This is a genomic window from Diaphorobacter caeni (assembly GCF_015354245.1).
GTDB classification, from domain to species: domain Bacteria; phylum Pseudomonadota; class Gammaproteobacteria; order Burkholderiales; family Burkholderiaceae_C; genus Diaphorobacter_A; species Diaphorobacter_A caeni.
Window position 1 is genome coordinate 70,202 of sequence record NZ_JADKYZ010000002.1, and the last position, 20,439, is coordinate 90,640.

The 20,439-nt window shown below is 63.5% G+C and carries 15 protein-coding genes and 1 pseudogene; 10 read left to right on the forward strand and 6 right to left on the reverse strand.

Annotation, left to right across the window (positions count from 1 at the left end; translation table 11 throughout):
* Positions 1-83: 83 nt before the first annotated feature.
* Complete coding sequence (locus ISG32_RS04165) at positions 84-995, reverse strand: polyprenyl synthetase family protein (protein ID WP_194769792.1); 912 nt, start codon at positions 993-995, stop codon at positions 84-86.
* Positions 996-1,059: 64 nt separating this feature from the next.
* Positions 1,060-1,299, reverse strand: a complete 240-nt coding sequence (gene xseB, locus ISG32_RS04170) for an exodeoxyribonuclease VII small subunit (RefSeq protein ID WP_194769793.1) — start codon at positions 1,297-1,299, stop codon at positions 1,060-1,062.
* Between the two features lie 338 nt (positions 1,300-1,637).
* Here xseB and ISG32_RS04175 point away from each other — a divergent pair, with 338 nt between their 5' ends.
* The 5 genes from ISG32_RS04175 (at position 1,638) to ISG32_RS04195 (ending at position 7,686) form a co-directional block, all read left to right on the forward strand.
* Positions 1,638-2,774: an aromatic ring-hydroxylating oxygenase subunit alpha gene (locus ISG32_RS04175; RefSeq protein ID WP_194769794.1), complete on the forward strand. Its 1,137-nt coding sequence runs from the start codon at positions 1,638-1,640 to the stop codon at positions 2,772-2,774.
* Positions 2,775-3,050: 276 nt separating this feature from the next.
* A complete protein-coding gene (locus tag ISG32_RS04180) occupies positions 3,051-3,455 on the forward strand; it encodes a lysozyme inhibitor LprI family protein (protein WP_194769795.1) in 405 nt (134 codons plus the stop codon).
* 268 nt (positions 3,456-3,723) lie between these two features.
* Positions 3,724-4,635: a DMT family transporter gene (locus ISG32_RS04185; protein ID WP_194769796.1), complete on the forward strand. Its 912-nt coding sequence runs from the start codon at positions 3,724-3,726 to the stop codon at positions 4,633-4,635.
* Between the two features lie 498 nt (positions 4,636-5,133).
* On the forward strand, positions 5,134-6,039 hold the full coding sequence (locus ISG32_RS04190) for a sulfurtransferase (RefSeq protein WP_194770415.1): 906 nt from the start codon (positions 5,134-5,136) through the stop codon (positions 6,037-6,039).
* Between the two features lie 93 nt (positions 6,040-6,132).
* Positions 6,133-7,686 (forward strand): BLUF domain-containing protein, encoded by a 1,554-nt coding sequence (locus tag ISG32_RS04195; protein WP_194769797.1) that lies wholly within the window; start codon positions 6,133-6,135, stop codon positions 7,684-7,686.
* A gap of 173 nt (positions 7,687-7,859) precedes the next feature.
* Here ISG32_RS04195 and ISG32_RS04200 read toward each other — a convergent pair whose 3' ends face one another.
* The 4 genes and pseudogenes from ISG32_RS04200 to ISG32_RS04215 form a co-directional block, all read right to left on the reverse strand.
* Positions 7,860-9,296 carry an NAD-dependent succinate-semialdehyde dehydrogenase gene (locus ISG32_RS04200; protein ID WP_194769798.1) on the reverse strand — a complete coding sequence of 479 codons (1,437 nt, stop codon included), beginning with the start codon at positions 9,294-9,296 and terminating at the stop codon, positions 7,860-7,862.
* Positions 9,297-9,590: 294 nt separating this feature from the next.
* Positions 9,591-10,559, reverse strand: coding sequence for an alpha-E domain-containing protein (locus tag ISG32_RS04205; protein WP_194769799.1), 969 nt, complete (start codon positions 10,557-10,559; stop codon positions 9,591-9,593).
* A 4-nt stretch (positions 10,560-10,563) separates the two neighbouring features.
* A pseudogene (locus ISG32_RS04210) lies at positions 10,564-12,087 on the reverse strand (circularly permuted type 2 ATP-grasp protein).
* Between the two features lie 94 nt (positions 12,088-12,181).
* A complete protein-coding gene (locus ISG32_RS04215; protein ID WP_194769800.1) occupies positions 12,182-14,728 on the reverse strand; it encodes a DNA internalization-related competence protein ComEC/Rec2 in 2,547 nt (848 codons plus the stop codon).
* A gap of 202 nt (positions 14,729-14,930) precedes the next feature.
* Here ISG32_RS04215 and ISG32_RS04220 point away from each other — a divergent pair, with 202 nt between their 5' ends.
* The 5 genes from ISG32_RS04220 to ISG32_RS04240 all read left to right on the forward strand — a co-directional run bounded on the left by ISG32_RS04220 (position 14,931) and on the right by ISG32_RS04240 (position 20,156).
* The gene (locus tag ISG32_RS04220; protein ID WP_194769801.1) at positions 14,931-15,392 is read left to right on the forward strand and encodes a RidA family protein; all 462 of its coding nucleotides are present in this window, start codon (positions 14,931-14,933) and stop codon (positions 15,390-15,392) included.
* Between the two features lie 200 nt (positions 15,393-15,592).
* Positions 15,593-16,474, forward strand: coding sequence for a pyridoxal kinase PdxY (gene pdxY, locus ISG32_RS04225; protein WP_194769802.1), 882 nt, complete (start codon positions 15,593-15,595; stop codon positions 16,472-16,474).
* A gap of 570 nt (positions 16,475-17,044) precedes the next feature.
* A complete protein-coding gene (locus ISG32_RS04230) occupies positions 17,045-17,842 on the forward strand; it encodes a LuxR C-terminal-related transcriptional regulator (protein WP_194769803.1) in 798 nt (265 codons plus the stop codon).
* Positions 17,843-17,955: 113 nt separating this feature from the next.
* Entirely contained in the window at positions 17,956-19,866 is a 1,911-nt protein-coding gene (locus ISG32_RS04235; protein WP_194769804.1) for a sensor histidine kinase, read from the forward strand.
* Entirely contained in the window at positions 19,863-20,156 is a 294-nt protein-coding gene (locus tag ISG32_RS04240; protein WP_194769805.1) for an antibiotic biosynthesis monooxygenase family protein, read from the forward strand. The genes ISG32_RS04235 and ISG32_RS04240 overlap by 4 nt, the downstream gene beginning before the upstream one ends.
* The last annotated feature ends 283 nt before the right edge of the window (positions 20,157-20,439 follow it).

Below are 20,439 nucleotides of genomic sequence, written 5' to 3' on the forward strand. Positions count from 1 at the left end.
TTCTCGCCTTCCTCAGCTTCGCGTTGCGCACGGGCTGAGTCGGCCTGTTATCTGCTCGTTGTTCGGTTCATTCCGTTGAATGATCAATGCGTGCGGCGCACCACCGCATCGGCCAGCGCGGCCAGCGCACGCGTATCGGTCAGCCCCGATTGCGCGAGCGCCGCGTGCGCCTTCTCGCGCAGTTCCTCGGCATACTGCTGCGCGCGCTCAAGGCCCAGCAGCGACACGTAGGTCGGCTTGTCGCTCGCGGCATCCTTGCCGGCGGTCTTGCCAAGGGTCTGCGAATCGGCGATCACGTCAAGCACATCGTCGACCACCTGGAAAGCGAGGCCTACCGCAGCGCCGTACTCGCCAAGCGCGACGCGCGCCTCGCGCGTGGTTTCCGCACAGGCCGCACCCATGGTGACGCAGGCCTGCAGCAGCGCGCCGGTCTTGAGGCGGTGCATCCTGCGCAGTTGATCTTCCGTCAGCGACTTGCCGACGCTGGCAAGGTCGATGGCCTGACCGCCCGCCATGCCTTCGGCTCCCGCGGCGCGCGCCAACAGACGGCACAGCGTCGCCTGCATCGCAGGGGGCACGCCCTCGTCCGGCGTCAAAAACTCAAATGCGAGTGCCTGCAGCGCGTCGCCCGCGAGCAGCGCCTCGGCCTCGCCGAACTGCACATGCACGGTGGGCTTGCCACGACGCAGCACGTCGTTGTCCATGCAGGGCATGTCGTCGTGCACCAGCGAATAAGCGTGAATCAGCTCGACCGCGCAGGCCGCGCGCAGGGCCGCGTCGCGCAGACCGCCCACGGCCTCGCTCGCCGCCAGAACCAGAAGCGGACGCAGGCGCTTGCCGCCGTCCAGCACCGCGTAACGCATCGACTCGCCCAGCCCGGCAGGCGCATCCGCCCTCACCCAGCGCGAGAGGCAATCCTCCACCGCCGCGAGTTGCGCGTGTTGCCAGGTCTTGAAATCAAAGTTTGCTGCTTGTGCTTGCACTGCGGAATCCATGGTTCGTTCGTTCTTCGTTCTTTTATTTATTTGCAGGTTGTCCGGGGGCCTTCGGCTCGCGCGCTCACTCCTGCGTCCACGACTGCAGCTTGCCGTCGTCGAGCACCTTGATCTGCTCCTGCACCGCATCAAGGCGCGAGCGGCAGAACGTCAGCAGGCTGGCACCGCGCTGGTAGCCGGAGAGCATCTGCTCGAGCGGCATCTGGCCGGACTCGATCTGCTCGATGAGCTGCTCGAGCTCCTGCAGCGCGGCTTCGTAGCTGACAGGTTCTTTGGCGGCCGTGGCCGCTGTTGCCTTGGGCATGGGTAGGGAGGGCGCTGAACGCGAGGGTGAAAAACAGGCCATTTTAGGCGCTGCGTCCTCTGGCGGTGAGTGGAATGGATGTTTAGGGTGAATTACCTTTTCGGTTATGGTCAGGCGCTCCATCCGCGAGACCGAGGAATCCCGGGAGCCCGCCACAGGCGCGGCAATCGCACCAAATTGGGGCAATTCACTTACTTGGCCTCCGGAAATAACCCCACCGCCTATAATCCCATTTCCGCATCGAACCGGCTTATGGGTTTTTCCTTGGGCCGGTTTCGTTTTTCCAGACTGCGCGTATGCGCATCCTCCCTGTGGGGAGTCTTTAGGTCAGGTCATCCATGTCTGATTTAAGTCTTCAACTGCAGCAGGCCGCAAGCCAACTTCCAGTTTCCACTTATTTTGACGAGGCGCTTTTCAAGCGCGAGCTGGAGACCATCTTCCAGCAAGGTCCCCGCTATGTGGGGCACCAACTCGCCGTACCCAACCCGGGTGACTACTACGCCCTTCCGCAGGAAGGCGAAGGGCGCGCGCTCGTGCGCAATGCCCAGGGACAGGTCGAACTGATTTCAAACGTCTGCCGTCACCGGCAGGCCGTCATGCTCAAGGGGCGTGGCTCGCTGCAGGGCCACGGCAAGGGGCATGCGGGCGGCAACATCGTCTGCCCGCTGCACCGCTGGACCTACAACCCCAGCGGCGAGCTGCTGGGCGCGCCCCACTTCTCGCACGACCCGTGCCTGAACCTCAACAACTACCAGCTCCAGGAATGGAACGGCCTGCTGTTTGAAGCCAACGGCCGCGACATCCGCGCCGATCTGGCCGGCATGGGTCCGCTGTCGGAGCTGTCCTTTGACGGCTTCGTGCTCAGCCATGTCGAGATGCACGAGTGCAACTACAACTGGAAGACCTTCATCGAGGTCTATCTGGAGGACTACCACGTCGGTCCATTCCACCCCGGTCTCGGCAATTTCGTGACCTGTGACGACCTGAAGTGGGAGTTCGCCAAGGAGTATTCGGTGCAGACGGTGGGCGTAGCCCCCACCTTCGGCAAACCGGGCTCCGAGGTCTACAAGACTTGGCACGACGTGCTGCTTTCCTACCGCGACGGCAAGCTGCCTGAACGCGGCGCGATCTGGCTGACCTACTACCCCCACATCATGGTGGAGTGGTATCCGCACGTGCTGACGGTCTCGACGCTGCACCCCGTGAGCGTGAACAAGACGATGAACGTGGTGGAGTTCTACTACCCCGAAGAAATCGTCGCGTTCGAGCCCGAGTTCGTGGCCGCGCAGAAGGCCGCCTACATGGAGACCGCCATCGAAGACGACGAGATCGGCGAGCGCATGGATGCGGGGCGCCGTGCGTTGTTCGAGCGCGGCGACAACGAGGTCGGCCCCTATCAAAGCCCCATGGAAGACGGCATGCAGCACTTCCACGAGTGGTACCGCTCGAAGATGGGTGATTCTCTTGCTGGGTGACTTCGTCCACGAAGCCTGTTCGGCTTCAATTGGTGAGTCGGTTTGAGGCGCCAATACCGCCCTTCATACTTTGTTGCGAAGCCTTGCCGTATGAACATACTGTCTGCGGCTTCGCGTCGCGTCTGAAGGGCTGTCTTGGCGTTGGGGTGGGTGATCAAGAATTCGCTTTCGCTGCTTGCGCCCGCTGGCTGAATACCTGAAGCCGTGGGCCTATCCCTCTTTTCATTCCAATCCTGCGAACGCGGCATTTTGGGTCGCTGTACGATTCGTCTCCATATGCTTCGCTCGCTTCTGCTGGTTTGCGCCACCCTTCTTCCTCTGGCGGCTGCCGCACAACGGGATCCTTCTGCCGAGAGCAATTGCTACTCGCGGCTCAGCCATGACAGCATGCGTGCGTGCATCAAGGAGCAGTCAGCAGCCGCCACCAAGGAATTGGAATCTGCGGAGAAGCAGTTGGCCTCCGCCATCCAGAGCGAGCTGCACCATTCAAAATCGTCCGCCCGCCAGCATCTGTCGGAGGCCAATGCACGATATCGACAGTATCGCAAGGCACAGTGCGCATTTCAGGCTCAGGCGGCCAATGGCAAGAAGTCCGCGCCGGACCGCGAAATGCTGTGCACTACGGCGCTCGATCTGCAGCGTGCCAAGGATTTGAAGGCAACGGCCGAGATGCTGCGCTGATCCACCGGGACTGCCGACGTTCTTTCTGATGCTCACGGGGCGGTGCAGTGCCTGCATCACGCTGCAGAATGCAATGGGCCTTGGCTGGAGCCATTCGCCGACGTCCGCCACCGAATGCGCCGCACCTTTCCCACAGCGAGACCCCACACGCGGCGACTGGCCGCGTATCCCCTTAAACTTCGAACGTACGCACCCGCGTCCACATCCATTCGCCCGGGCGGATGCACTCTCCACCACGTCGACGTCTTTCGGAATCGGTCAATCAATCATGCATGCGCTCTGGATGGTCCTGGCAGCCTTTTTCTTTGCCAGCATGGGTGTGTGCATCAAGGCCGCTTCGCCTTACTTCAGCCCGGCCGAGATGGTGTTCTATCGCGGGCTGATCGGCATGATCATGATGTACTTTCTCGCGCGTCATCAGTGCATGTCGCTCAAGACGCGCTACCCCGGCATGCACGCCTGGCGCAGCCTGATCGGCGTGACCTCGCTCGGTGCCTGGTTCTATGCCATCGCCCATCTGCCGCTCGCCACCGCGATGACGCTCAACTACATGAGCAGCGTCTGGGTGGCGGTGTTCCTCGTGGGCGCGGCTCTCTGGACCTGGCGCCCCTCGGCGGCCACGCCCAAGCCGCCGCTGCAGGGGTCATTGGTGGCGACCATCATCGTCGGCTTCGCAGGCGTGATCCTCATGCTGCGTCCCAATTTCAATCAGGACCAGGCGTTCGCCGGCATGCTCGGCCTCATGTCGGGCATGGCCGCCGCCTTTGCCTACATGCAGGTGGTCGCGCTCTCGCGCATCGGCGAGCCGGAAACCCGCACCGTGTTCTACTTCGCAGCCGGCTCCGCGCTCGCGGGCGGCGCCGCCATGCTGGCCACCGGCATCTCGCCCTGGGCCGGCTGGAACACGCTCTGGCTCATTCCCATCGGCGTGCTCGCCTCCATCGCGCAGCTCTGCCTGACCAAGGCCTACGCCCAGGCCCGCACCTCGCGCGAGACGCTGGTGGTGGCCAATCTGCAGTATTCGGGCATCATCTTCGGCGCCATCTCGGGCATGGTGTTCTTCGGCGACAAGATCCCGATGCTTGGCTGGCTCGGCATGTTCCTCATCATCGCGAGCGGCATCGCGGCCACCATCCTGCGCTCACGCTCCGCGCCGGACGCACCCAGCGAGGAACGGTAACCCCTCCCCAACCTTCCAAGGAGGCTTGGCGGCCGCCTCCGCGTGGAATGCGCGAACACATGCCCGAGCAGCATGCCAGTGGCCTCCGGGCTGTGGACGCAACGCATCCACCAACGCCCTCTTCTCCTTGTTCTGCTTTCCGATTCGGCCACCGCATCTGACCGACAGAGCCCACGCGCGAGCGCCGCGCCTCGACACCATCATTCGGGAATCACGCTCCCGGCATGAATGCCATTCCTGAAGATTTCAGGTAAAAATGCCATCAGAGCGTGTTGACGATCTCATCGCGAGGCGTGCAGGATGCGGATCGGGATGGGCTGCAAGGCGCAAACCGCAGCAATGGGTCGTGCCATTCCGAGAATTTGCAACGCAGCAGAGCGCCCAAGGCCGCGCTTGCGAGACCGTGTGGAGATCGTCAACATGCACTCAGAAGATCTCGCTGTTGCACAACCGGTGCACGGAGGGAACCCTGCCGCAAACGATTTCATCGAATCCAAAATGACAACATACACCACCCTCATTCAAGTTTCCGAGTTGCAAAGTCTCATTGACAGCGGCGCGCCGTTCATGGTGTTTGATTGCAGCTTTGATCTCGCCAACCCCGCTCAGGGAGACTCCCAATATCTCGAGTCGCATATTCCGGGTGCCGTCCGCGCCGATCTGGACAGAAACCTGAGCGCCAAACACGGCAGCCCTGGCGCAGACGGGAAAATCATCGTCGCGGATGATGCGGACAAACCCGCATCCGGCGGACGCCATCCGCTGCCCAATCGCGAGCGATTTGCCATGTGGTTATGCGAAATCGGGTTTACCAATGACATGCAGGCGGTTGTATACGATCGCAACAACGCCAATTATTGCGGCCGACTGTGGTGGATGCTCAAATGGGCGGGGCACGACGCGGTCGCCGTGCTGGACGGTGGACTGCCAGCGTGGCAGACTGAGGGAAAACCCGTCGAATCAGGAGAAGCGATTGCACACTTTCAATCCAATTTCGAGCTCAAGCCCGCTCTCGCCCGTTTGGTGAATGCCGACGACGTATTCGCAAATATCGACAATCCCGACCAAACGGTGATCGATGCCCGCGCTCCAGCCCGTTTTCGCGGCGAAGTGGAGCCGCTGGATCCTGTGGCAGGACATATTCCCGGTGCGCTGAATCGACCATTTACAACCAATATCGGAACTGACGGCAAATTCAAACCGGCCGCGCAGCTGCGTCAGGAATTCGATGCACTGTTGCTTGGGCATGACACGGCGGGAGTGGTGCATCAGTGCGGCAGCGGAGTCAGCGCTTTGCCCAATTTGATCGCGATGGAGATTGCCGGATTGGGCAGAACAGCCCTATATGCTGGCAGCTGGAGTGATTGGTGCAGCAATCCAAACCGTCCAGTCGAGAAAAATTAACGATTGGAAATTCACAATTACACGTTGTTTTAGGTGTATCTTTACGTAACGCAAAATAATTGCGGTTTTGTTGTGTGACCTGGTTGAATATCCATGCAAGTAGTCTGCTATTTCGGTAAGGCCGCACGCCAAGGCAAGGTAGCCTTGCCCACGGACAGCCTGTTGGCTGCCTGCGAAGATTTCGCGCGACGCCATGAGCTCACCGGTCTGCTGGCGATCTCGGACGGCTACTTCCTTCATGTGCTGGAGGGAGAGGACGCCGCAGTGCAGAATCTGGTGGGGCGCATTGCCGCGTTCTGGGATCAGGAGTCCCCCACGATCCTGTTCGAGAGACCGATCTCCCAGCGCAGCTACCAGCAGTGGAATGTGGTGATCTCCCACGGCTCCAAGCACCGTGCGGATGCGGCGCAGCGGCTCAACGAGACCAAGCGCTTTCTGGACGACGATCCGGGTGACGCGTCGGACCCGTTCCGCTATTTCCTCACGCCCAACCGCTCCAGCAAACCGGTGCAACACACCCAACCGGTGCGTCAGGTGGCGATCTTCAGCAACTCGGTGCTGTGGTTCAACCCGATCTTCAGCCATCTCTCGGAACGCTTCGGCACCCAGGCCTGTGCGCTCAAGGTCTCCAACACCGGCAAGGACGCGGACAGCTATCCGCTCGACTATGCGGACGTGGTCGGCGATTCGGCAGGCCCCGTGCGCATCGTCGGCATCAGCGAAGGCCTTCTGTCGTCCACGCTGTCGCAGCCGCTGCTCGAGAAGATCGAACTGATGGTGTTCCTCATGCGCCGCAGCGGTCAGGGAACAGATACCGAGTTCGTCGCCCGCGCGCTGTCCCACCCGGTGGTGCAGCGCTGCAAGCCGCGCGTGCTTTTCGTCACGCCGGGAGGCAACACGTCGCTGTCGGACATGCTCCACCAGATGGTGCAGGACGCGGGCTTGCAGTCCACAGAAACGAGAGGGTCGGTACTCATGGGTGGTCCCACGTGGAAAGCGATTCACGAGCAGCTTCTGTCCATGGTGCGTCCATTGCGCAGGGGGGCCAAGGCTGAAGAAGCGCCGGAGCCGGCCGCCATCACCGAAGTGGATCTGATGATCGACGTGGAAGCCGGTGATTCACTGCCGCCCACGGAAATCGCCCCGCTGACCTCCGATCCCGTGCCAGAGCCGATCCCAGCACCCGCCCCCGCGCCGCAGCCCGAGCCGTCATCGGCAACCAAGGCCGGCGGCAAGAAGGTGGCCAGCAAGTCCCCTGCTGCGCCAGCGGCGGCTGCGATTCCCGAGCGCTCGGTCGATCTATCGGGGCCCGCGCTCAAGGACATGCTCGACCGCCTGATGTACGGAATCGGCGCCGCCACCTGGGCCGGTTGGCTCGACATGCGGGTTCACGATTTCGCGGCACGCACAGACAATGCGCCCGACCCCAAGGTGCTCAAGCAGGTGGCGGAGGCAGTCACCCATGATCTGGAAATTCTCGGCAAGCGGGGACAGATGCGGGAGATGATTTCGACCTTCACCGAACACCATGAAATCATGGTGCCGCATCCGCTGGACTCCACCCTCGTCCTCTATCTTTTCGCCCGACTGGACGACCTTCCCCTCGCCACCCTGCGCCGCCTCATCCTCGATGACTTGATGGATTGACTTTCTGTCTCCTGTGTGGGAAGCGATCAAGGGCACTGCTTGCGTCCCTGATCTGCAGCCCTGAAGCGGGAGAATTCCTTCTCTCCAACGAAAAAGGACTTGGTGTGAGCCAAGTCCTTTTGTTTTTGTGTCGCACCGGATTCGGTGCGACGAAATCGGCGCAAGCCGCTCTTTCAAACGTTCGTGATCGAAATCGCGCGCGTGTTCAGGCAGGCCTCGAGCGCTTCCGGACCGCCTTCAGATCCGTAGCCGGAATCCTTGATGCCGCCGAAAGGCAGCTCGGCCGAAGGCGTGGCGGGCTGGTTCACCCAGAGCATGCCGACCTCCACGCGCTGCGAGAGCAGATGGGCGTTCTTCAGAGACTTGGTGAACGCGTAGCCCGCGAGGCCAAAGGCCAGGCGGTTGGCCTCGGCGATGGCGGCGTTGAGGTCGGTGAAGCCTTGCACCGCAGCGACCGGGCCGAAGGGCTCGTCGTTGAAGATGCGTGCGCTGGTGGGCACGTTGTTCAGGATCGTGGGGGCATAGAAGTTGCCCGCGCTGCCGATGCGCTCGCCGCCGGTGAGGACTTCGGCGCCGCTTTGCACGGCATCGCTCATGAACTCGGCCATGGCCGTGAGGCGACGGGGATTGGCGAGCGGGCCCATCTGCGTGCCTTCGGCCAGACCATCGCCGACCTTCAGGCCCTGTGCGTACTTGGTGAGCGCCGCCACGAAATCGGAGCGCACGTCTTCATGCACCAGAAAGCGGGTGGGCGAGATGCAGACCTGTCCGGCGTTGCGGAACTTGGCTCCGGCCGTGCACTTCACGGCGAGCGCGATGTCGGCGTCGTCACAGACGATCACCGGAGCGTGGCCGCCAAGTTCCATGGTCACGCGCTTCATGTGCTGACCGGCGATGCCCGCGAGCTGCTTGCCCACCGGAGTCGAGCCGGTGAAGGTGACCTTGCGCACGATGGGGTGCGGGATCAGGTAGCTCGAGATCTCGGCCGGGTTGCCGTACAGCAGGTTGATCACACCAGCAGGCACGCCCGCGTCAGCAAAGGCCTTGATGAGCTCGGCGGGGCTCGCCGGGGTTTCTTCCGGCGCCTTCACGATGACGGCGCAACCAGCGGCCAGCGCGGCGCCCAGTTTGCGCACGACCTGATTGATCGGGAAATTCCACGGCGTGAACGCGGCGACCACGCCGACCGGGTCCTTCACCACCAACTGGCGCACGGCCAGATTGCGCGACGGAACGATGCGGCCATAGACGCGCATGCCTTCGTCGGCGAACCATTCGATGATGTCGGCGGCCGCCATGGCCTCGCCGCGTGCCTCGACGTAAGGCTTGCCCTGCTCCTGCGTGAGGATGTGGCCGATGGCGTCGGCGCGCTCACGCATCAGCGCGGCGGCGCGGCGCATGGTTTTGGCGCGCTCGACGGCAGGAATGTCGCGCCACACTTCGAAGCCCTTCTGAGCGGACGCCAGCGCGGCGTCCATGTCGGCGCGGTTCGCATGGGCCACGCGGCCGATCTCGCTTCCGGTGGCGGGGTTGAACACGCCGAGCGTCTTGCCGTCGGCGGAATCGCGCCACTGGCCGTCAATGAAAAGTTGGGTATTGGGATAACTCATGCACTTGGCTCCTGAATGGATTTGACGGAAGGAAGGCGCGAAAAGCGCGCGTGCGCCGCGCGTGACTCACAGCCTCTCAATATAGGGCAGAAGCCATGACCATGCCGGGACAACGTTTCACAAGCTGGAACCGATGTTCGAAAAACATTGTTCGAAGGCAAACCTGCAGCATATGAAACCGGGGCGGGACATGCGAGTGCCGCTCCGCCGCGCTGCCTGCGCCCTCCCGACCCAAACGCGAAGTGCTTCGAGAGCGAGGAGAAGGCATGCAGCGACTCAGGAGTCGTGTTCTCATCAATGATGCACTGGAACCAGAAAATCGCGGCTGATGCGCGAGCCCAGCTCGTTCACGCGGTCGAGGAACTGCGTGAGATACGCGTGCAGCCCGGTCGCGAGAATCTCCTCGATGCGGCCGTAGCGCAGATCGGCCAGCAGGCGCCCCGCTTTGCGCTGCGTCTCGCCCGAGTGCTCGTTGGCCACGGCGGCGAGGTTCTCCACCACCTGCTTCATGTTGGAGTGCAGCGAACGCGGCATGTCGGCGCGCAGCATGAGCAGCTCGGCCACGCGCTCGGGCGTGATCACGTCGCGGTAGACCTTGCGGTAGATCTCGAAGGCCGAGACGCTGCGCAGAATCGCGCTCCAGTGATAGAAGTCGAACTCCGGCGTGGCGCGTTTGGGATCGCGCACGCTGCCGTGGAAGTCCGTGTCCACCGCATGGAACTTCACGTCGAGCAGCCGCGCGGTGTTGTCCGAACGCTCCAGCGAAGTGCCAAGGCGCATGAAGCGATACGCCTCGTCATGCAGCATGGTGCCCAGCGTCACGCCGCGCGAGAGATGCGAGCGGTACTTCACCCATTCGAAGAACTGCCCCGGATCGCGCTCGAACGCTCCATCGCGCAAGTGCTGGTTGAGTGCGAGCCAGGTCTGGTTCTGGGTTTCCCAGACTTCCGTGGTCAACGCGCCGCGCACGGCACGGGCGTTCTCGCGGGCGGCGCGCAGGCAAGAGAAGATCGACGAGGAATTGGTCTCGTCGTGCACCATGAAGGTGAGCACCTTGTCCTGCGTGATCTCGCCATAGCGCGCGGTGTAGGCGGGAATCAGCTCGCTGATGGAAAGCAGGCCGCGCAGGCCTTCCTGCGCCTTGTCTTCGGACTGCGGCAGCAGCGAGGTTTCGTAGCTCACGTTCAGCATGCGCGCGGTGCTCTCCGCACGCTCGGTGTAGCGCGACATCCAGAACAAATGGTCAGCGGTTCGGCTCAGCATGATGTCAGGCTCCGTCGAAGTTGTTTTGGGATTGCATTTGCGACTGGCCCTGCGGCATGGACGACTGGCGCCCCGGCATGTCCTCCGGATTGAGCACCCAGGTGTCCTTGGTGCCGCCGCCCTGCGACGAATTGACGACGAGCGAGCCCTCCTTCAACGCCACGCGCGTGAGCCCGCCCGCGACCATCTGCACCTTCTTGCCCGAGAGCACGAAGGGCCGCAGATCGATGTGGCGCGGTGCGATGCCCGAGTTCACGAAGGTCGGGCAACTCGACAGCGAAAGCGTCGGCTGCGCGATGTAGCCCGCCGGGTTGGCGAGCAGCGCCGCGCGGAATTCCTCGATCTCGGCCTTGGTCGCCGCAGGGCCGATCAGCATGCCGTAGCCGCCCGCGCCATGCACCTCCTTGACGACGAGCTCGTGCAGATGGTCGAGCACGTACTTGAGATCGTCCGGTTTGCGGCACAGCCAGGTCGGCACGTTGGCGAGGATCGGCTCCTCGCCGAGGTAGAAGCGGATCATCTCGGGCACGTACGGATAGACCGACTTGTCGTCCGCAATGCCGGTGCCGACCGCATTGCAGATCGCCACGTTGCCCGCGCGATACGCCTCCATAAGCCCCGCGCATCCCAGCGTCGACGTGGGGCGGAACACCTTGGGGTCGAGAAAATCGTCGTCGACGCGCCGGTAGATCACATCGACGCGCTGCAGCCCGCGCGTGGTGCGCAGATAGACGAACTTGTCCTTGACGATGAGGTCCTGCCCCTCGACCAGCTCCACGCCCATCTGCTGCGCAAGAAAGGCATGCTCGAAGTAGGCGCTGTTGTACATGCCGGGCGTGAGCACCACGACCGTGGGCTCGGAGCTCGTCGACGGCGCACTCGCACGCAGGGTATCGAGCAGCATGTCGGGATAATGCGCGACCGGCGCGACCTTGTGCATAGCGAACAGCTCAGGAAACAGCCGCATCATCATCTTGCGGTTTTCCAGCATGTACGACACACCGGAGGGCACGCGCAGATTGTCCTCGAGCACGTAGTAGACGCCGTTGCCGCTCGAATCCGGCGCACGCACGATGTCGATGCCCGCAATGTTGGCGTAGACGTTGTTGGGCACATCAACCTGCACCATCTCGGGGCGGAACTGCGCGTTCTGATTGATCAGCTCGCTGGGCACGATGCCCGCACGGATGATGTCCTGACCATGGTAGACGTCGTGGATGAAGCGGTTGAGCGCCGTGACCCGCTGCTCCAGCCCCTAGCGCATGCGCAGCCATTCATGCGAGGGAATGACGCGGGGAATCAGATCGAAGGGAATGAGGCGTTCGGTGCCCGAGCCATCCTCGTCCTTCGCGCCATACACCGCGAAGGTGATGCCGACACGGCGAAAGATCATTTCCGCTTCCGTGCGACGCGCCTGCATGACGCTGTCGGGCTGCCGGGCCAGCCATTGGGCGTAGCGCTTGTAATGCGCCCGCTCGGCACCGGCGGCGATAGGAAGCGATTCGTACATTTCGTCAAACTTGTGCATAAAGAAGGCCTCCTGAGAACACAGAATAGCAAGTTGCGGGCCTGTTTTGGGCCCTTGCGAGGCGTGCTGCATCAAGGCTATCCCTAGTTTGTAATCACTCTTCATTTTTTGTGTTCGAATGCTTCCAATACTGAAGCGTTCGCTCTCGCTCGCAAACCCAATCCGCTGGCCGCTCCGAGTGCCAGACCATGGCACCGCACTCCGGGGTCGTCACGAGGGGAATCTTTCGTGCGCGATAGCGCTCGGCCACCTCTTCGGCGGGGTGGCCAAAACGGTTGCGATAGCCCGACTGCACGACCGCCACTCCGGGCCGCAGCGCGTCAAGCCACGCCGGGCTCGACGACGTCCTGCTGCCATGGTGCGGCACGAGCAGCCAGTCCACGGGATCCAGCGCATCGCGTGCGAGCTCACGCGCAAGCAATTCACGCTCCTGTGCCTGCTCGATGTCTCCGGCCAGCACCGCCGTGACGCCGTGCGCGTCGGTGATTTCAAGCACGCAGCTCATGGCGTTCGACTTGAGGCCGGCGGGGTTGCCGTGCGCCAGTTGCGTCGCCACGTCGAGCGAAGGATGCAGCACCTCGAAGCGCACGCCATCCCATTGCCAGGCGTGGCCCGCGATGCAAGGCTGGAACGGCCTCCCCAGCCAAAGCCGGTGCTCGCGCTCGACCGATGCCATGAGCCGCGTCTGGGCCTGCTCAGTCAACACGGCGGTCGCGCCGCCCGTGTGATCCGCATCGCGATGGCTGAGCACCAGCATATCGAGCCGCTCGCCCATGGCACGCAGCAGCGGCAGCACCACACGCTCACCCGCATCCGAGTCGGCGGAATACATCGGTCCCGCGTCATAAAGCACACTGTGCCGCGCAGTGCGAACCAGCACCGACTGCCCCTGCCCCACATCGATGGTGAGCAGATCGAAGCGGCCAGGCGAGGGCCGCACGGGCGTCCACCACAGCGCGGGCAGCAGGCATGGCAAGGCCATCACCCGCACCCGCCACGGCAGCCGCAGCGCCAGCCAGATGCCTCCGCCTACCGCAAACGCACCCGCCCAAAGTGGCGCCACGGGCAACGTCAACTGCGCCAGCGGCAGGCCCGCGCACCATTGCAGCACAGCGACAATGCACTGCACCGTCCACAAAGCCACCGTCCACAGGGCAGGCCACGCGATGCCCAGAAACGCAACCGGCAGCACCACCAACGTCACCCACGGAATCGCGAACAGATTGGCGAGCAGCCCCACGACCGACATCTGCCCGAACAGCAGCAGGGTCAGCGGCGCGACCGCAAGCGTCACCACGCCCTGCTGCTTGATGAGCGCCAGCAGATGCCGCTTGCCGAACAGCAGCAGCCGCGCACGCCAACCCATCACCTCGTCAACGGGCGCCTGCGCGGGCAGCGCCGAATGACTCGCGAACAGAATGCCCACGGCCACGAAGCTGAGCCAGAACCCCGCCTGCAGCATTGCCCACGGATCCCACGACAGCACCAGCGCGCAGGCCAGCAACCACACATGCGGCCACGGCCAGCGACGCCCGCCCAGCCGCAGCAATGCCACCGTCGCCAGCATGAAGATCGTGCGCTGCGCGGGCACGCCCCAGCCGCTGAAAAGCGCATAGGCCGCCGCGAGCGACACGCCGCCGAACATGCTTGCAAGTTGCGCAGGAACCCGCTGACACAGCCATGATGAGCGTCGCCACACCGCCCCGATGACGGCGCCCGCAAGCCAGGCGAACATGGTGATGTGAAGACCCGAAATGCTCACCAGATGCGCCACTCCCGTGGTGCGGAACACCTCCCAGTCCTTGCGGTCAATGGCGCGCTGATCACCAGTCACCAGCGCCGCCACCACACCGGCGGCACGGGCGCGCGATGCGTCCTGCGCCGCCGGGTTGAACACCAGCCGATCGACGATGGCGTCGCGCACCCGCTGACGCAGACGCTCCACCGGATGCGACCAGCCGTCCTCGATCCAACGCGGCCCGACGCGCATGCCCACATAGCCCGTGGCCTGCACGCCCTGCTCCCACATCCAGAGTTCGTAGTCGAAGCCAAACGGATTGGCCGCTCCATGCGGCGCCTTCAGCCGTACCGGCATGGCCCAGCGCTGGCCCGCGACCAGCCGAGGGATTGGCGCGTCGGACGACGCATCTCCATCGTCCGCGTAGAGTCCATGTGCATACCAGCTCAGATCAACCAGATCAGGTGCCCGCACCGCGCGCCCGTCGAGCGTCGCGGATTCGACCTCCATGCGAAACCGCACGCCGTTCTCGCGCACCTGCGGCATCGCGGAAATCGAGCCCACGATCAGCAGATCACGCCCCTCCAGCTCGCCAGCCAGCGCCCCCTGCGCAAAGGCCACGCTGCGCCATCCGATCTGCGCGAACGTCACCAGCGCCACGCCGACGAGCATCAGACACGCCCGCGTCCATGGCCAGCGCCATTGCCGACGCCCCGGCCCGATCCGATGCAGGCACAGCAGACAGCCACACAGCCCGAGAGCAGCCAGTCCGAGGTAGGTGTATCCACTCCACAAGCTGCGCTGCTGCAACTGCAGCGCCGTCCCGAGCAACATGCCGAGCAGCATGGCCGTGCCCAGCCAAGGGCGACTAAACGCTGCAGTGCGATGGGTGACGACAGACATCCGCCGATGCTAGGGATGAGCCCGCAGGAACTCCTTGACCGAACCGGGCGAGCCGCGATGTTCACCCCAATTCCACCAATGGGGCTCCCGACTGGGTACCATTGACGTTTGCACACAGATCGACAGCGCATCCCGTGCTGCCTTTCGCCGTGGCCCTCCACTCTTTTCCCTTTCCCTTTCCGTTTCACACAGGACTGCCGACATGAGCGTTTACGACAAACTCAAGGAACTCAACATCACACTGCCCCCGGTCGCCACGCCCGCAGCCGCCTACGTGCCCTTCGTGCAGACCGGCAAGCTCGTGTTCCTCTCGGGCCACATCGCGCGCAAGGACGGCGCCGTCTGGACCGGCCAGCTCGGCAAGAACGTCTCCACCGATGAAGGCAAGCAGGCCGCCCGCGCCGTCGCCATCGACCTGCTCGGCACCCTGCACGCCGCCACCGGCGACCTCAACCGCATCAAGCGCATCGTCAAGCTCATGAGCCTCGTGAACTCCACCGGCGACTTCACCGAGCAGCACCTCGTCACCAACGGCGCCAGCGAACTCATTGCCCAGGTCTTCGGCAACGAAAAAGGCGCGCACGCCCGCAGCGCCTTCGGCGTAGCGCAGATTCCTCTGGGTGCCTGCGTGGAAATCGAACTGATCGCCGAACTGGCGGACTGAAAAGCAAAAACAAGCAGCTGCGAAGCCCACGGGCCACGCAGCGCAGCGGGCAACAAAGCCCCCACCCCAACGCCAAGACAGCCCCTCGGGCGAGGCGTCGAAGCCGCAGACAGTACTTCGGGTACGGCAAGGCTTCGCAACGCTGCATGAGGGGCTGTATCGGCGCCTCCAAACGACCAACGAACAAAGCCAATCAAAAAATGACGACCCCACTGGTGCTGACGATTCAATCGCATGTGGCGTATGGACATGTGGGGAACGATGCGGCGATGCTGCCCCTGCAGCTCCTCGGCATCCAGCCCGTCGCCATTCACACCGTCCAGTTTTCCAACCACACCGGCTACGGTGAATTCAAGGGCCAGGTCTTCCAGCCCGCCCACATCGCGGACGTGCTCGACGGCCTGCGCGCGCGCGGCGTGCTCTCGCGCTGCATGGCCGTGCTGTCGGGCTATCTGGGCGATGCCGGCGTCGGCGAAGAAATCCTCTCGGCCGTGCAGGAAGTGCGCGCCGCACACCCCAAGGCGCATTACCTCTGCGACCCGGTGATGGGTGACGTGGGACGCGGCATCTTCGTGCGCCCCGGCATTCCCGAATTCCTGCGCAAGCGCGCCCTGTCCATGGCCAGCGTGATCACGCCGAACCACTACGAGTTCGAACTGCTGTGCGGCGGCACACCGCTCACCACGGTGCCCGCCGCCATCAAGGCCGCGCGCTCCATGCTCTCGCACATGCATGACGCGACATCGGCGCTCATCGTCATCACCAGCCTGCGCACAGACGACCTGCCGCAGGACAGCCTCGCGACGCTCGCCATCACCGCCGACCACGCCTGGCTGGTGCAGACGCCCTACATCGATCTGCAGCCGCTGCCCAACGGCATGGGCGACGTGTTCTCGGCGGTGCTGCTGGGCCACCTGCTCCAGGGCAACACCGCCCCCGTCGCGGTCGCGAGCGCTGTGAGCACGCTCTATGCACTGGTCCAGCGCACGCAATCGGGCGAGCGCGATCTGCCGCTCGTCGCCTGCCGCGATCAGATCATCAACCCGAGCGAGCAGTTTTCCGCCACGCCCGTCTCGGCCTGACGGACAGCACGCCCTGAGAGCGTCCATTCCATTGTTGACGCTCTCGGTCCAGATCGGCGGACACCTCATTCTCACGGCGGTTGTACTTGAGCGCGATCCTGTTGACTTCGCGCAGGCGGATGTCCTCCCATCCGATTGGGGTGCCATCGTCGGTGCATATCTCCTTGATGCTGATCCTGCTAACGAGATCGCCCACCGCTCACTCCCATGGTCCATCGCGCAGAAACCAAGAAGGTTCCAACCATTTGAAGCTGGCGAAAAAGCCAAATGAAGCCATCCGCGGTGGTGTTTTGAAATGAACCACCTCGCCCGACATGCCCCTTTCCTGTGACTGAATACCCACTGCGCTGAGTGACGGCAAGTTCATTGGAGGGTGAAGATGAAATGTAAGCAATTGTGCTACTCTTGTTCGCCCCCTTGATCCGGGTGTTTGGTGAGGAATGCGAGCTTTGCGATCGCAGGCGGGCAACGCGATGCCCGCCCCAGCCAAATTACCTGAATCAAGGGATACCCATGGCGCGCGATTCAGGCGATGCTTGCAGTCCACCAAGCCACGACGACAGAACAGAGATGCCCGAAGATCCAGCCGCAGCCCACCCTTCCCAGCCCCCTTCCGGTTTCGCTGCGCCGCGCATCGACCCTGGCTCGACGCTGCCGACGCCCGTCCTCGTGGTCGAGGACGAGCCGGAGTTCCAGCAGCGTCTGCGCGAGGTGCTGCTGCAGTTGGGCTATGCGCCGGATGCGCTCATCTTCGCCGCCACGCTGGGTGAGGCACGCGCCATGCTGGCCAGCCAGCCTGTGGCGATGGCGCTGGTCGATCTGGCGCTGCCCGACGGCAATGGCCGCGAGCTCATCACCGAGCTGCGCACGCAGGATCCCTGGCTCGGGATTCTGGTGGTGACGGCATGGAGCTCGGAAGACGACATCCTCGGCGCGCTGCGTGCCGGCGCGACGGGCTATGTGCTCAAGGAGCGTGACGACTTCGAGGTCATGCTCTCCATCCGCAGCGCGCTGCGCGGCGGCGCCCCCATCGACCCGTTCATCGCGCGGCGCATTCTCGAACTGCTGCCCGACGCTCCCGCCGTACCGCCTCCACCGGGTGCATCCACCCTCGTTGAGGTCGCCTTCGCGCCGCAAGCCGATCCCAAACCCGAGGAGACGCCCTCCGGTGAATACCTGAGCAAGCGCGAACGCGAGATTCTCAAGATGGTCGCCAACGGCCTGTCCAACCGCGAGATTTCCGAGCACCTGCACCTCTCGTACTACACGGTCGAGACGCATGTGAAGCGCATCTACCGCAAGCTCTGCGTGAACTCGCGCGCGATGGCCGTGCGCGCCGCGCTCGAGCGCGGCGACCTGCTCGGTTGATGGAGCACGTCCGCTGGGTCCGGAGGCTTTGTGCGCTTGTCGCGCTGCTTGTGCTTTGCTGCCTTCCGCTTTCCCCAGCCCATGCCGCGCAGGACGATGCCTGCAGTTTCCACGTGCTTTCCGTTCAGGCCACCAAGGCCGGTGCGGATGCGCGGGTGCGACCATCCGACGGCTGGGTGCCCGTCACGCTGCCCGATGTCTGGAGCCGACGCTGGCCCGATCACTCGGGCTCGGTCTGGTATCGCATCGACTGGGAACGCCAATGCCCAAGCGGCACCGATGCAGGAAAGGAGCCCGTCGGTTTCGGCTTTCAGCGGATCTTCATGGCGGCGGAGGTCTTCGTGCAGGACGATCGGATCTGGAGCGACGCCGCGCTGACCGACCCGATCACCCACGGCTGGAACACCCCTCGCTGGTGGGCGCTGCCCGCGTCCGCCGTGCGGTCAGGCGTCAATACGGTGTGGGTGCGCGTCGTCGGCCCTGCCGAACTGACGCCGGGCATCGAACCCATTCAATTGGGCACGGTCGAGTCCATGCGCCATCAGTTCGAGGGACTCGACTGGCGCCGCCGCACCGCCTTCGTGCTGACCAACGGGATATCGGCCGCATTCGGCTGCATCTTCCTGGTGATATGGCTGATGCGTCGCTCGGAACGCACCTACGGCTGGTTCGCGCTGATGTCGTTTGCCTGGTCGCTCTACCTCAGCACGCTGCTCAGCAGTGCCCCATGGTCCATCTGGCCCATCGTGTCCGAAGGCGGCGGTCCGTTCGAGAGCTCGCTGCGCATGGCACGTCTGAACATCATGGCCATGGTGGCGTACATCGTGTGCTTCAGCATCTTCAGCCTGCGCTTCGGCGAGCAGCGCCTGCCCCGCACGGAGCGCGTTCTGTGGATCGCCGGGGGACTGGCATGCCTCACCATCCTGCTCGTGCCGCGATCACTTCTGGAGGCCTCCTCCCAAATGATCTCGCTGTGCTGCGCGCTGGTTTTCTTCATGGTGTGCCTTCAGGTCCAATGGCGTGCCTGGCAACGGCGAAGCCTGCAAAACATCGCCATGGCCCTGTGCTGGGCCTCTTTCCTGATCGTCAGCGCCCACGACCTGCTGTTGATGTTCCGAATCTGGGACGACCACGAATCCTGGGTGCCGCTCACCGTCATCCTCACCACCGCCTTGATCGCGCTGCTGCTCGGCTGGCGCCTTGCGGCCAACACGCGCCGCATCGAGCACTTCAACATCCAACTCGAGCAGCATGTGAACGACGCCCGCATCGAGCTCGCCAACGCACTGGAGCGCGAACACGCGCAGAAGCTCGAGCACATCCGCCTGCAGGAACGCGTGCACCTCGCCCACGACCTGCACGACAGTCTGGGCGGCAGTCTGGTGCGCAGCATCGCGGTGGTCGAGCGCGCCCAGCGCAGCCAGCAGACACTGCCCAACGAGCGCATGCTTTCGCTGCTCAAACTGCTGCGCGACGACCTGCGCCAGATGATCGACCATGGCTCCAGCGTCGGTGCCACCGTGCCCGAAACGCCCGAGCTGTGGATGGCCCCGCTGCGCTACCGCTTCACCCGCATTTTTGATGAGCTCAACATCGCCTGGGAGTGGCACAGCGACCCCGTGTGGCGCAGCGAAGATGAACGCCCCAGCGCACTGCAATGCCTCGGCCTCTCACGCATCCTCGAAGAAGCCCTGACCAACGCCATCAAGCACAGCCAAGCGAAAACCATCCGCGTCTGGTGCCACCAGACAGCTCCGTTCCTGCTGCTCCTGCATGTCGAAGACGACGGCAAAGGCTTTGACGTCCCCGCCGCACACGATACCAGTGGCCTCGGCGTCGGCATGCGCAGCATGGCCGAGCGGGCAAGACGCATCGGCGGTCAACTGACGGTGACCTCCACCATCGGCAAAGGCTCCGTGGTGCGCGTGGACGTGGCGCTTCAATGCCAGAATCCGGTGTTCAACATCGACATCGATGTCGACAACACGATCAACAACACCCTCAGGAAAGACAGCTCATCATGATTCTGGAAGTCGTGGACATCCGCATCCAACCCGGCCAACAAAGCGCCTTTGAAGAAGCCGTCGTGCGCGGCGTCACGACCGTGATCTCCAAGGCCGTGGGTTTCAAGGGCTACACCGTTCGTCATTCCATCGAAACGCCTGAGCGCTATCTGCTGCAGATCCAATGGGAGACTCTTGAAAATCACACGGTGGATTTTCGGGGGTCGCCTGCGTTTGCGGAGTGGCGGGCGGTGGTGGGGCCGTTTTTTGCTTCGGCGCCGGTGGTGGAGCACTTCACTTCTGTTGTTTGAATTTTTGCTTTTTTGCTCGCTTGGTTGAGGGCGGAGGCCGGGACTGCCCCCGGCGGGGCAGTAACTTTTTGCTTGCGCGCAAAAAGTCACCAAAAACGCGCTTTCAATACCCGCGGCAGAACTCGCTTTGCGCTGCGCGCGCCGCTCGGACAACCGCCGCGAGCTAGATGTTCACTCGGAGGTGTGTTCGGCACTTTGCTTCGCTCGTGCAGTACATCTCGCGACTTCGCGAGATGCGGGCGCGCCAGCGCTGCGCGATTTTGATTTGCTCGCGGGATCACGT

Coding starts and splice junctions, on each gene's coding strand:
- ISG32_RS04165 (WP_194769792.1), bottom strand. CDS start 995: ATGGATTCCGCAGTGCAAGCACAAGCAGCAAACTTTGATTTCAAGACC.
- xseB (WP_194769793.1), bottom strand. CDS start 1,299: ATGCCCAAGGCAACAGCGGCCACGGCCGCCAAAGAACCTGTCAGCTAC.
- ISG32_RS04175 (WP_194769794.1), top strand. CDS start 1,638: ATGTCTGATTTAAGTCTTCAACTGCAGCAGGCCGCAAGCCAACTTCCA.
- ISG32_RS04180 (WP_194769795.1), top strand. CDS start 3,051: ATGCTTCGCTCGCTTCTGCTGGTTTGCGCCACCCTTCTTCCTCTGGCG.
- ISG32_RS04185 (WP_194769796.1), top strand. CDS start 3,724: ATGCATGCGCTCTGGATGGTCCTGGCAGCCTTTTTCTTTGCCAGCATG.
- ISG32_RS04190 (WP_194770415.1), top strand. CDS start 5,134: ATGACAACATACACCACCCTCATTCAAGTTTCCGAGTTGCAAAGTCTC.
- ISG32_RS04195 (WP_194769797.1), top strand. CDS start 6,133: ATGCAAGTAGTCTGCTATTTCGGTAAGGCCGCACGCCAAGGCAAGGTA.
- ISG32_RS04200 (WP_194769798.1), bottom strand. CDS start 9,296: ATGAGTTATCCCAATACCCAACTTTTCATTGACGGCCAGTGGCGCGAT.
- ISG32_RS04205 (WP_194769799.1), bottom strand. CDS start 10,559: ATGCTGAGCCGAACCGCTGACCATTTGTTCTGGATGTCGCGCTACACC.
- ISG32_RS04215 (WP_194769800.1), bottom strand. CDS start 14,728: ATGTCTGTCGTCACCCATCGCACTGCAGCGTTTAGTCGCCCTTGGCTG.
- ISG32_RS04220 (WP_194769801.1), top strand. CDS start 14,931: ATGAGCGTTTACGACAAACTCAAGGAACTCAACATCACACTGCCCCCG.
- pdxY (WP_194769802.1), top strand. CDS start 15,593: ATGACGACCCCACTGGTGCTGACGATTCAATCGCATGTGGCGTATGGA.
- ISG32_RS04230 (WP_194769803.1), top strand. CDS start 17,045: ATGCCCGAAGATCCAGCCGCAGCCCACCCTTCCCAGCCCCCTTCCGGT.
- ISG32_RS04240 (WP_194769805.1), top strand. CDS start 19,863: ATGATTCTGGAAGTCGTGGACATCCGCATCCAACCCGGCCAACAAAGC.